Here is a 10,526-nt window from a genome sequence, read left to right as displayed (position 1 = left end):
TCGACTCGACCACTGGAAACTTCCCCCCAAAACGCTACTTGGAGGAGGTCTCTAGCTTCGCCTTAGTACAACGTCCAGTTAAGGTTTTTGGCGCTCTAGCGGAAGGCTAGGGTTCCTCGAAGAAGCGCTCCACCTGCTCGGCCCAGCCGTAGGTGGCGCTGTTGAGCTGGTCGCGGTCGTAGGCGGGGACCTCCTTGAAGCGGTCCTTGGTCACGTCGGCGACATAGGCCTCGTCCTTGTCGTCCCAGGTCAGCAGGCGCCAGGGCAGGGGGCGGTACTTGCCGCCGGCCGCGAACAGGCCCGCCGGTTCGATGGCCACGTAGCGGGCGATGCCGGCGTCGCGGTCGATGAACACCTCGCGGATCGCGCCCAGCTTGTGGCCGCCCGCGTCGTTGACCTTGACGCCGATCAGGGCGGCGCTCTTCACCAGGCGATCGTCGAGGCTCATCGAGGGGCTCCTTGGCAGGGTCTTATGGGCAGGATTTGAGGTTTGTTCCGCGAACAAACGCGGCTACGGCCAAGATCGATCCATTGGTCAGACCTTGGTCGGTATGGTCAGGCCAGCTGGCGTTGCGGATGATGGTGGGGCGGTCTATGGCTGTTACCGCTACCGTCGCGGCGACATCGCCAAGGCAGGCGGGGTCGGGGAGAGAGGCATGAACGGCAAGATCCGGGCCCTGCGCTGGTGGATGATCGGCCTGGTGATGCTGGGCGCGGTGCTGAACTACCTGACGCGCAGCACCCTGGGCGTCGCGGCCCCGACCGTGCTGGCCGACCTGCATATCGGCCCTAAGGAATATTCCTGGATCACCGGCGCCTTCCAGCTGGGGGTCATGCTGCAGCCCCTGTGCGGCTACGTGCTGGACTCCATCGGCCTGAAGCTGGGCTTCGCCCTGTTCGCCACCGCCTGGTCGCTGCTGACCATGGCCCATGGCTTCGCGGGAAGTTGGCAGGCCTTGCTGGGTCTGCGCGGCGCGTTGGGCGTGGCCGAGGGCTGCGCCCAGCCGGCCGGGATGAAGGCGGTGTCGATCTGGTTCCCGGCCAAGGAGCGCGGCTTCGCCGGCGGGATGTTCAACATCGGCGCCTCGATGGGCGCGGTGCTGGCCCCGCCGCTGGTGGCCTGGTCGATCCTGGTCTGGAACTGGCGGGCGGCCTTCTTCGTGGCCGGCGCCCTGGGCCTGGTCTGGGTGGTGCTGTGGCTGGCGGCCTACCAGTCGCCCGACAAGCACAAGGCCCTCTCCGACGCCGAGCGCGATCTGATCGCTTCGGGCCAGGAGACCCACCTGGACGACGCCGGGGCCAAGCCGTCGATCCTGACCCTGATGACTCGCCGCAACTTCTGGGGCATCGCCCTGCCCAGGTTCCTGGCCGACCCCACCTGGGGCACGCTGTCGTTCTGGATCCCGCTGTACCTGACCACCGTCCGCCATTTCGACCTCAAGCAGATCGCCCTGTTCGCCTGGCTGCCGTTCGTGGCGGCCGACCTGGGCTGCCTGTTCGGCCCCGCGGTGGTGCTGTTCCTGCAGAAGCGCGGGGTGAGCCTGATCAACGCCCGCCGCTGGGCCTTCACCCTGGGCGCCCTGCTGATGACCGGCATGATGTTCGTCGGCCGGGTCGAGAGCCCCTATGTGGCCATCGCCCTGCTGTGCCTGGGCGGCTTCGCCCACCAGACCCTGTCGGTGACGGTGATCACCATGTCGTCCGACCTGTTCCGCAAGAGCGAGGTGGCGACCGTGGCCGGCATGGCCGGGTTCTGCGGCAATTTCGGCCTGCTGATCTTTTCGCTGCTGATCGGCGGCCTGGTGGCCCGGATCGGCTACGATCCGTTCTTCGTCGCCCTGGGCGTGCTGGACCTGGCCGGCGCCGCCCTGCTGTGGGCCCTGGTCCGCGAGTCCGCCCCTCCTCCGGCCGCCCGGCCCGTCACCGTTCCCGCCCTCTAGAGCCGCCGATGTCCGTGATCTCCAACCCGATCCTGAGGGGCTTCAATCCCGACCCGTCGATCATCCGCGTCGGCGAGGACTACTATGTCGCCACCTCGACCTTCGAATGGTTCCCGGGCGTCCAGATCCACCACTCGCGCGACCTGGTGAACTGGCGGCTGCTGAGCCGGCCCCTGATCCGGCCCAGCCAGCTGGACATGCTGGGCGCGCCCGACGGCTGCGGCGTCTGGGCCCCGTGCCTGACCCACGCCGACGGCAAGTTCTGGCTGATCTACACCGATGTGAAGCGCTACGGCCGCACCACGACCGGCGGCGCCTCGGGCGCGTCCCTGCGCGACTTCCACAACTACCTGGTCACCGCCGACGACATCGAGGGGCCGTGGTCCGACCCGGTGTTCCTCAACAGCAGCGGCTTCGATCCCTCGCTGTTCCACGACGACGACGGCAGGAAGTGGCTGCTGAACATGCTGTGGGACCACCGGCCGGGCCGCAACCGCTTCGCCGGCATCGTCGCCCAGGAATACGACGCCTTCGCCGCCAAGCTGGTGGGCGAACGCATCAACATCTTCCCCGGCACGCCGCTGGGCCTGACCGAGGCGCCGCATCTCTACAAGCGCGACGGCTGGTACCACCTGATCACCGCCGAGGGCGGCACGGGCTTCGGCCACGCGGTGACCATGGCCCGCTCGCGGACGCTGGAAGGTCCCTACGCGCTCCACCCCGACGGTCCGGTGCTGACCGCCCGCGACCGGCCGCACGCGACCCTGCAGCGGGCCGGCCACGCCGACCTCGTCGAGACGCCCGACGGGACGACCTGGATGGCCTATCTGTGCGGCCGTCCGCTGCCCAATCGGGGCCGCTGCGTGCTGGGCCGCGAGACGGCGATCCAGCCGATGACCTGGGGCGAGGACGGCTGGCTGCGCACCCGCGACGGCTCGGGCGATCCCGAGCTGGACCCGCCGTCGCCCGGCCTGCCGCCCGCGCCGTGGCCCACCGCGCCGGCCTGGGAGGACTTCGACGGTCCCGACCTGCCCCTGGACTTCCAGTGGCTGCGTTCGCCCTATCCCGACCAGCTGTTCAGCCTGACGGCCCGGCCCGGCTGGCTGCGCCTGTTCGGCCGCGAGAGCATCGGCAGCACGTTCCGCCAGGCCCTGGTCGCCCGCCGCCAGCAAGCGTTCTGCTACAGCGCCCGCACGGTGCTGGACTTCGCGCCCGCGCACTACCAGCAGGCGGCCGGGCTGGTCTGCTATTACGGAGCCAACAAGTTCCACTACCTGTTCGTGTCGCGCGACGAGGAGAACGGGCGGCATCTGCAGGTGATGTCGGCCCTGCCCGACAGCCCCCAGGCTGACGCCTTCACGACCCCGATCCCGCTGCCCGACGCGGGGCTGGTCCACCTGCGGGTCGAGGTCGACTTCGAGCGCCTGCGCTTCGCGTGGAGCCTGGACGGCGAAGCCTGGACCTGGCTGCCCCAGGTGTTCGACGCCTCGATCCTGTCGGACGAGGCCACCGCGCCGGGCGCCCCCAACTTCACCGGCGCCTTCGTGGGCGTGGCTTGCCAGGACACCTCGGGCACGGCCCTGCCGGCCGACTTCGACGGGTTCGGCTATGTGGAGCGGGGGTACGAGGCGAAAATCCCTCTCTCATAGAGAGAGGGATTCAAGGTTGCCAATCCGCTCTGGACGTTCAACTAACGCCCCATGACCGCGCCCAAGCCCACCGTCCTCGTCGCCGCCGCCGCCCTGATCGATGTCGACGGCCGCGTGCTGATCTGCCGGCGCCCGCAGGGCAAGTCGCTGGCGGGGTTGTGGGAGTTTCCCGGCGGCAAGGTCGAGCCGGGCGAGACGCCCGAGCAGTGCCTCATCCGCGAGCTGCACGAGGAGCTGGACATCAAGGTCGCCCAGGCCTGCCTGGCGCCGTTCGTCTTCGCCTCGCACACCTACGAGACCTTCCACCTGCTGATGCCGCTGTACCTGCTGCGGCGCTGGGACGGCGTGGTCACGGCCAAGGAGCACGAGGCGCTGAAATGGGTGAAGCCCGACCAGCTGGCCGACTATCCGATGCCGCCGGCCGACCTGCCGCTGATCGCCTGGCTGCGCGACCTGCTGTGAAGCGTCCGCCTTATCCCTCTTATCCGCTCATCCCGGCGAATGCCGGGATGAGCGGATCAAGAAGGCGATCCAAAGCTGAGAAACCGCCCTAGCTCCCGGCCTTGTCGCCCGCCGGCTGCTCCACCGTGCCCAGCGCATCCGCCAGGCGCATCTTGGCCGAGCCGGGGCGCAGGGGCTTCTGCTGGCGCTCGTGCGGGGCCCAGCCGGTGACGGTGATGATCTCGAACGTGGCCGGCACCCGGCCGTCGGGCTCGGCGAAGCGCGCCTGATAGATCTCCATCGCCCGGAACAGCACCTTGCGGCTCAGGGGCTTGCGCGAGCGGTCGATCAGCACGCTGGTCTCGCCCATGGCCCGCAGGTCCTTGAGCAGGGCCAGCGGGTGGGCGTAGCGCACCTTGACCCGGTCCTTGTCGGCCACCGGCAGGGCGAAGCCGGCGCGCTGCAGCAGGCCCGCGGCGTCGACCGTGTCGGCGAACGGCGAGACGCGCGGGAAGGCTCCGCCGGTGATCTCGTCCTCGGCGGCCAGCAGGGCCTGGCGCAGCTCGGTCAGGGTGGCCCCGCCGAACAGGGCGCCGACGAACAGGCCGTCGGGCTTGAGCGCGCGGCGGACCTGGATCAGGGCGCCGACCAGGTCGTTGGTCCAGTGCAGGGCCAGGGTCGAGACGGCCAGGTCCAGGGTCTCGTCGCCGAACGGCAGGCGTTCCTCGTCGGCGACGACCTGCGCGCCGCCGCGGCCCGCCAGCATCCGCTCCGACAGGTCGGTCTCGATCAGCAGGCCGACCTTGGCGCGGGCGTCGCTTTCGGCCAGGGCGCGCGAGAAAGCGCCGTTTCGGCTTCCCAGGTCGACCGCCACCGGAAACTCCCGCAGGATCGCTTCCAGGCGCAGCACGGCGTCCTCGGCGGCGCGGGCCTTCAGGAAGTCGGCGGCCTGGAAGCCGGGGGCGGCGCGGTCGAGACGGGCGCGCAGCAGGGCGCGGTCGAAGAGCAGGGGGGCGGCGGTCATGTCGGCGCAAGATGGGGCTTCTCGCGCTTCTTGGAAACCGCCTGCTGGCGTTACGGCGTTCGCTCGGGGGATGCTGGACCTGATCCTGCCGCCGCGCGCCTTCGACGGCGGGGCGGCCCTGACCTCGGGGCTGTCGGCGCAGGCGTGGAGCCGCATCACCTTCCTGGACGGTCCGGTCTGCGACGGCTGCGGCGCGGCCTTCGCCTTCGACGCCGGCGAGGTCCGCTGCGTCCTGTGCCAGACGAGACCCCGCGCCTTCGCCCGGGCGCGGGCCGCCTGCCTCTACGACGAGCACTCGCGCGACCTGATCCTCAAGCTCAAGCACGCCGATCGCACCGACCTGTCGGGCCTGTTCGCCCGCTGGCTGTCGCGCAGCGCCGCCGACCTTCTGGACGAGGCGCAGGCGGTGGTCCCCGTGCCCATGCACCCCTCGCGCCTGCTGAAACGCCGCTACAACCAGGCCGCCGAGATCGCCCGGCCGCTGTGCGCCATGACCGGCCGGACCTATCTGCCCGACGCCCTGGTGCGCCGGCGCGATACCGACAGCCAGGGCGGCAAGTCGGCCGACGGCCGCCGCCGCAATGTCGCCGCCGCCTTCGCCGTGCCCGAACGGCGCCGCCACCGGGTGATCGGCCGCCGGGTGCTGCTGGTCGACGACGTCCTGACCACCGGCGCCACGGCCGAGGGCTGCGCCCGGGCCCTGCTGGCGGCCGGCGCCACACAAGTGTCACTCGCCGTCGTCGCGCGCGTTACAGAAATGCAAGCGCGTCCTATATGAGGACGGAAACGACTTCTGTTACGGATTCCCCATGGCCAAGGTCACCATCTACACCCGTCCGTTCTGCGGCTACTGCTCGCGGGCCGTGAAGCTGCTCAACGACAAGGGCGCCGACTTCACAGAGATCGAAGCGGGCATGGATCCGGCGCTGCGCAAGGAGATGATGGACCGCTCGGGCCGCACCACCTTCCCGCAGATCTTCGTGGGCGAGCAGCACATCGGCGGCTGCGACGACATGATGGCCCTCGAGCGCGAGGGCAAGCTGGACGCGCTTCTGGCCGCATGACCCAGCTTCGAGTCGGCCTGATCCAGACCCGCACGCCCGCCACCCACGCGGCGGCGCTGGCCCATGTCGCGCCCCTGGTGCGGGAGGCGGCGGCGCAGGACGCCCGGTTCATCCTGACGCCGGAATGCACCAACGTCCTGCAGAAGGACCGCACCAAGCTCCTGCCGACCCTGGTCTCGCTGGAGGACGACCTGGTGGTGCGCGGCCTGCGCGACCTGGCCCGCGAGCTCGGCGTCTGGATCGACGTCGGTTCGGCCCTGGTGCTGCGCGAGGACGGCAAGGCGGCGAACCGCCAGGCGGTGATCGACCCGACCGGCGCGATCGTGGCCACCTACGACAAGCTGCACATGTTCGACGTCGACCTGCCGACCGGCGAGACGGCGCGGGAGTCGGCGACCTACGAGCCCGGCGACCGGGCCGCGGTGGTCGAGACGCCGCTGGCGAATTTCGGCCTGACCATCTGCTACGACATGCGCTTCCCGGCCCTGCACCGGGCCCTGGCGCTGGGCGGGGCCCAGGTCCTGACCGCGCCCGCCGCCTTCACCCGGCCCACGGGCGAGGCCCACTGGGACATCCTGCTGCGGGCCCGGGCCATCGAGACCGGCTCGTTCGTTATCGCGGCGGCGCAAGGCGGCTTCCACGAGGACGGCCGGGGCACCTGGGGCCGCTCGATCGCGGTCGGCCCCTGGGGCGAGGTGATCGGGAAACTTGACCACGACGAGCCGGGCGTGTTGATCGCCGACCTCGATCTCGCGGCCGTCGACGAGGCCCGCGCGGCGATCCCGGCCCTCAAGAACGCCCGTACCTTCACGGGCCCGTAGTCCCTATATCTCTCCCATGATCAGGTACGCGCTCAGCTGCGATCACGACCACGCCTTCGAAGGCTGGTTCGGCTCGTCGTCCGACTATGACGACCAGGCCGCGCGCGGACTGCTGGAATGCCCGCTGTGCGGCTCCAAGGGCGTGCGCAAGCAGATCATGGCCCCCGCCGTGGCGGGGACGAAGGCCCAGAAGTCCGCGCCCGCCGTCGATCCGAAGATGCGCGAGATGATGATGACCGCCATGGGCGAGGTCCGCCGCCAGGTCGAGGAGAACTTCGACTATGTGGGCGACCGCTTCGCCAAGGAGGCGCGCGACATCCACGAGGGCAAGTCCGAGGAGCGCGGCATCTACGGCGAGGCCTCGGCCAAGGAGGTCAAGGCCCTGGTCGAGGACGGCGTCAAGATCGCGCCCCTGCCGCCGGCCGCGCCGAAGAAGACCGAGGTCAACTAGGACCCGCTACGCCAGGCGGAACTTCGGTGGCGGCAGGCTCAGCCGGGTGTCGGCCACGGCCTCGCCGCGGAAGAACCGCACCAGCAGGCCCTGCACGTCGGGATGGGCCTCGAAGACGTTGTGGCCGGCGTTCTCGACGATCACCCGGGACTTATGCGTGAACTGGGCCGCCACCACGTCCTGTTCGGCCAGCGGCGTGCGGCCGTCCAGCGAGCCGGCGACCAGCAGGGCGGGGTGGTCGATGCGCAGCGACGCCCGGAAGCCTTCGCCCAGATCGGCTCCCGGAACCGCGCCCAGCAGCTGCGGCATCGGGAAGTTCAGCGCCTCGCCCAGCACGGCGGCCTTCGCCTCGCGCCGGACCAGGGCCAGCCGGCCCGGCGAAATCCCCGACGCCAGGTCCGTGGCCTCGGGCATGCCGGTCACGCTCAGCAGGTCGGCCACGTCGCCCAGGAACGGCGCCAGCACATCGGTCCGTCCGGCGTCGAGGGCCAGGTACAGGCTCGGTAGGAGGGCCAGGGTGTTGGGATTGGCGATCAGTCCGCCCGCCAGCATCTGGACGCCGAAGCCGCCCATCGCGATCTCGCCCGGCGCGCCCTTCAGCGTGACCTTCGTCACGGCCGGCTGGGCCTCCAGCCTCGCGTGGACGCGGCGCATCAGCGCGGGCAGGTCGGGGACCGCGGCGCGGACCGCCGGGTCGGCGTCCAGCAGGGCGTCCACCTGGCGCAGGAAGCGGTCGATCGCCGCTGGCCGCTTCACCGTCTGGTCCTGGCCCTCCAGGCTGGCCAGGGCCACGCGGTTGATCCGGTCGCCGTGCCGCTTGAGCGCGCTGAGGGCCAGGTGCGAGCCGTAGCTGATGCCCCAGAGATCGACCTTCTCCACGCCCAGGTGATGGCGCAGGTCGTCGATGTCGTCGGCGTTCTGGGCGGTGTTGTAGCCGGTCATGGCCACGCCGGCCTTGGTCCAGTCTAGCCAGGCCTCCTGGAACTCGGCGCGGAACCAGGCGGTCAGCCCGGCCTCCGTGAACACCGGCGGCGGCCGCGTCGAGGCCGGCCGCGCCGGGATGGCGTTCGACAGCCCCGTGCCCCGTTGGTCGAAGGCGATCACGTCGGCCACCTCGCGCAGGGCCATGAAGATCGGAAAGCGCGGTCCGGCCGCCGCGCCGGTCGCCGTGCCGCCGGGGCCGCCGGCCAGATAGACGATCGGCGGGCCGGGCCTGGCCGCCGTCGACCGGAAGCGGACATAGCTCAGGCGGATGCGGCGCGAGCGGGGATCGCGACGGTCCTCCGGGACCTCGAAGAAGCCCCGCTCGGCATCGAGCTCCTGGCCGCCGCGGCTCTTGAAGCGGAGCGGTCCCGGCTGGGCCTGGCTGGAAGCGGGCTGGGCCGAGGCGAGCGTCGGAAGGGCGAGGCCGGCGGCCAGACCTGTGGCGAAGCCCGAGGCGAGCAGGGCGCGGCGGTGAAGGGATGTGCTGTTCATGCCGCCGACAGAGCCGGGACGGCGCCGATTTGTCCGGGGCGGTTCGGTCAACGGCGCGTCCCGGTCGGTGAATGGCCACGCATCTCGGCGAGCGGCGCCCTAGACTGACGCCATGTGGCGAACCCTTCTCCTCGCCGGCCTCCTGGCCGGTTTCGCGACCCTGGCCAGGGCCAACGATCTGCCGTGGCAGGCCTGTCGTGGCGCTCCGGGCGCTGACGGTCCGGTCCTGACCGACTGCCGTCCGCTGGACGGCGCGATCGATCCCCAAGGTCGCGAGATCTGGCTCCGCGCAGCCCTGCCCGCGCCGACGGATACGCGTCCCCAGGCGTTCTACATCGCGGGCGTCGCCTCGTCCGAGGTCTGGCTGAACGGCCGAAGGCTCGGCGCCAACGGCCGTCCCGCCGCCGACGCCCGCGCCGAGGTCCCGGGGCGCTACCAGATCGCCATGCCGATCGCCGAGACCGCCTGGCGGCCGGGGGCGAACGTGGTCGTGATGCACATGTCGTCCTTCCGCGGCGGCCTGCGTTTCGATCGCCCGATCATGTCGGCGACGGTCGGGCCCTATCCCTATTCGGCCCACATTCCGCTGCTGGCGGTGACCTTCGCCGCGGCCGGCGCGCTGGTGGCCGCGGCGTTCGGCTTCGGCGTGATCCATGCCCTGCGTCGCACGGGGTCGAGTCTGGTCCTGGCCGCGATGGCGGCGGTCGCGGCCCTGCAAGCCGTCGTGGAGAGCCTTCGGGCGCTGGTCTCCTACGCCTATCCCCTGCACGCCTGGCGGATGAGCGCGATCTGGGCGCTGTCAGGCGCCTTCTCGATCATGCTGGTGGCCTACGCCGCAGGCCGCTTTCTGCCTGGGGCGCGTCGGCGGATGACCGTCCTGGGCGCGGTCGCCGTCGGCCTCACCGCCCTGGCGCCCGGCTTCGACCTCAAGACCGGACTGGCTTTGCTGATCGGCGTGATCTTGGCCGGGGTCGCCGCCGCGGTCGGGGTCCGCAAGCGCCTGCCCGGGGCGCGGCCGGCCCTGGCCTATCTGGCGCTGTTCCTGGTCCTGGCCGTCGGGTTTCCCGAGTGGCTGGTGGACCTGTCCTACTTCCTGCTCGCCGCCGGACTGGTCGTGCCGTTGCTGATGGCCGAGGTCGTTCGGCTGGGCCGCGACGATCGTGGGCGCGAGGCCGCCCTGACCCGAGCCGCCAGCCGTCCCGACCGGCTGACCGTGGCCTCCGCGCGCGGGGTCGAGCTGGTGCCGGTCGCCGAGATCCTGGCGGTGGTGGGGGCCGACGACTACGCCGAGCTGCGACTGGTCGGCGGACGCGACCTGCTGCACGCCGCGCGTCTCGACCAGCTGGAGGTCCAGCTGCCGCCGAGCTTCCTACGGGTTCATCGGTCGGTGATCGCCAATCTGGCCCAGGTCCAGCGGCTCGAACGGCAGAACGGCGGCGGCCGCCTTCACATGCGCGAGGGCCCGCCGCTGCCCGTCAGCCGATCCCGCCTGCAGGCCCTGCGCGAGGCCCTCGACGAGGCGGTCCTGCTGCGTGCGACGGGCTGACCGACGCGCGGGACAGGCAAAAGGGGACGGTTTCCCGTCCCCTTCGCCCGACCTGCCTTTGCGGGGCCGCCCGGAGCCTGGCTAAAAGCCGGGCTCCATTAACAGCTTAGAGCA

The 10,526-nt window shown here is 71.0% G+C and carries 11 protein-coding genes; 8 read left to right on the top strand and 3 right to left on the bottom strand.

The genetic code is table 11. The features are described from left to right. Positions 1–106: 106 nt before the first annotated feature. Positions 107–448 (bottom strand): PRC-barrel domain-containing protein, encoded by a 342-nt coding sequence (locus BR39_RS0116710; protein WP_029914220.1) that lies wholly within the window; start codon positions 446–448, stop codon positions 107–109. Positions 449–656: 208 nt separating this feature from the next. On the opposite strand from BR39_RS0116710, the gene BR39_RS0116705 reads away from it, so the two are divergent. The 3 genes from BR39_RS0116705 to mutT are packed head-to-tail and all read left to right on the top strand — an operon-like array spanning position 657 to position 4,051. Continuing rightward, positions 657–1,940 (top strand): MFS transporter, encoded by a 1,284-nt coding sequence (locus BR39_RS0116705; protein ID WP_029914218.1) that lies wholly within the window; start codon positions 657–659, stop codon positions 1,938–1,940. A gap of 8 nt (positions 1,941–1,948) precedes the next feature. Continuing rightward, positions 1,949–3,589, top strand: a complete 1,641-nt coding sequence (locus BR39_RS0116700) for a glycoside hydrolase family 43 protein (RefSeq protein WP_029914216.1) — start codon at positions 1,949–1,951, stop codon at positions 3,587–3,589. A gap of 51 nt (positions 3,590–3,640) precedes the next feature. Next, the gene (gene mutT / locus BR39_RS0116695; protein WP_029914214.1) at positions 3,641–4,051 is read left to right on the top strand and encodes an 8-oxo-dGTP diphosphatase MutT; all 411 of its coding nucleotides are present in this window, start codon (positions 3,641–3,643) and stop codon (positions 4,049–4,051) included. 88 nt (positions 4,052–4,139) lie between these two features. On the opposite strand, the gene BR39_RS0116690 is transcribed toward mutT, so the two are convergent. Further along, a complete protein-coding gene (locus tag BR39_RS0116690; RefSeq protein WP_029914212.1) occupies positions 4,140–5,054 on the bottom strand; it encodes a methyltransferase domain-containing protein in 915 nt (304 codons plus the stop codon). On the opposite strand from BR39_RS0116690, the gene BR39_RS0116685 reads away from it, so the two are divergent. From BR39_RS0116685 to BR39_RS0116670, 4 genes are read left to right on the top strand one after another with little or no spacing between them, the layout of a single operon-like run. Next, positions 5,053–5,832, top strand: coding sequence for a ComF family protein (locus tag BR39_RS0116685; RefSeq protein ID WP_029914210.1), 780 nt, complete (start codon positions 5,053–5,055; stop codon positions 5,830–5,832). The two genes, BR39_RS0116690 and BR39_RS0116685, sit on opposite strands and share 2 nt — an antisense overlap. Positions 5,833–5,863: 31 nt before the next feature. Further along, positions 5,864–6,118: a glutaredoxin 3 gene (gene grxC / locus BR39_RS0116680; RefSeq protein WP_029914208.1), complete on the top strand. Its 255-nt coding sequence runs from the start codon at positions 5,864–5,866 to the stop codon at positions 6,116–6,118. Continuing rightward, complete coding sequence (locus tag BR39_RS0116675) at positions 6,115–6,939, top strand: carbon-nitrogen hydrolase family protein (protein WP_029914206.1); 825 nt, start codon at positions 6,115–6,117, stop codon at positions 6,937–6,939. The genes grxC and BR39_RS0116675 overlap by 4 nt, the downstream gene beginning before the upstream one ends. Positions 6,940–6,955: 16 nt before the next feature. Beyond that, positions 6,956–7,390, top strand: coding sequence for a DUF1178 family protein (locus BR39_RS0116670; protein ID WP_029914203.1), 435 nt, complete (start codon positions 6,956–6,958; stop codon positions 7,388–7,390). Positions 7,391–7,396: 6 nt separating this feature from the next. Here BR39_RS0116670 and BR39_RS0116665 read toward each other — a convergent pair whose 3' ends face one another. Then, on the bottom strand, positions 7,397–8,866 hold the full coding sequence (locus tag BR39_RS0116665) for an alpha/beta hydrolase (RefSeq protein WP_029914201.1): 1,470 nt from the start codon (positions 8,864–8,866) through the stop codon (positions 7,397–7,399). A 112-nt stretch (positions 8,867–8,978) separates the two neighbouring features. Between BR39_RS0116665 and BR39_RS0116660 the strand changes: the two genes are divergently transcribed. Then, on the top strand, positions 8,979–10,412 hold the full coding sequence (locus BR39_RS0116660) for a LytTR family DNA-binding domain-containing protein (protein WP_029914199.1): 1,434 nt from the start codon (positions 8,979–8,981) through the stop codon (positions 10,410–10,412). Positions 10,413–10,526: the final 114 nt, after the last annotated feature.

Origin of the sequence: Caulobacter sp. UNC358MFTsu5.1 (assembly GCF_000712075.1) — a bacterium.
In the GTDB taxonomy this organism is placed as follows: Bacteria; Pseudomonadota; Alphaproteobacteria; order Caulobacterales; family Caulobacteraceae; genus Caulobacter.
This window is presented reverse-complemented; position numbering and strand designations above follow the sequence as displayed.

What these genes read in the sequence shown, in the direction of transcription:
- BR39_RS0116700 (WP_029914216.1), top strand. Translation starts at nt 1,949, where the DNA reads ATGTCCGTGATCTCCAACCCGATCCTGAGGGGCTTCAATCCCGACCCG.
- BR39_RS0116690 (WP_029914212.1), bottom strand. Translation starts at nt 5,054, where the DNA reads ATGACCGCCGCCCCCCTGCTCTTCGACCGCGCCCTGCTGCGCGCCCGT.
- BR39_RS0116670 (WP_029914203.1), top strand. Translation starts at nt 6,956, where the DNA reads ATGATCAGGTACGCGCTCAGCTGCGATCACGACCACGCCTTCGAAGGC.
- mutT (WP_029914214.1), top strand. Translation starts at nt 3,641, where the DNA reads ATGACCGCGCCCAAGCCCACCGTCCTCGTCGCCGCCGCCGCCCTGATC.
- BR39_RS0116675 (WP_029914206.1), top strand. Translation starts at nt 6,115, where the DNA reads ATGACCCAGCTTCGAGTCGGCCTGATCCAGACCCGCACGCCCGCCACC.
- BR39_RS0116660 (WP_029914199.1), top strand. Translation starts at nt 8,979, where the DNA reads ATGTGGCGAACCCTTCTCCTCGCCGGCCTCCTGGCCGGTTTCGCGACC.
- grxC (WP_029914208.1), top strand. Translation starts at nt 5,864, where the DNA reads ATGGCCAAGGTCACCATCTACACCCGTCCGTTCTGCGGCTACTGCTCG.
- BR39_RS0116685 (WP_029914210.1), top strand. Translation starts at nt 5,053, where the DNA reads ATGTCGGCGCAAGATGGGGCTTCTCGCGCTTCTTGGAAACCGCCTGCT.
- BR39_RS0116710 (WP_029914220.1), bottom strand. Translation starts at nt 448, where the DNA reads ATGAGCCTCGACGATCGCCTGGTGAAGAGCGCCGCCCTGATCGGCGTC.
- BR39_RS0116705 (WP_029914218.1), top strand. Translation starts at nt 657, where the DNA reads ATGAACGGCAAGATCCGGGCCCTGCGCTGGTGGATGATCGGCCTGGTG.
- BR39_RS0116665 (WP_029914201.1), bottom strand. Translation starts at nt 8,866, where the DNA reads ATGAACAGCACATCCCTTCACCGCCGCGCCCTGCTCGCCTCGGGCTTC.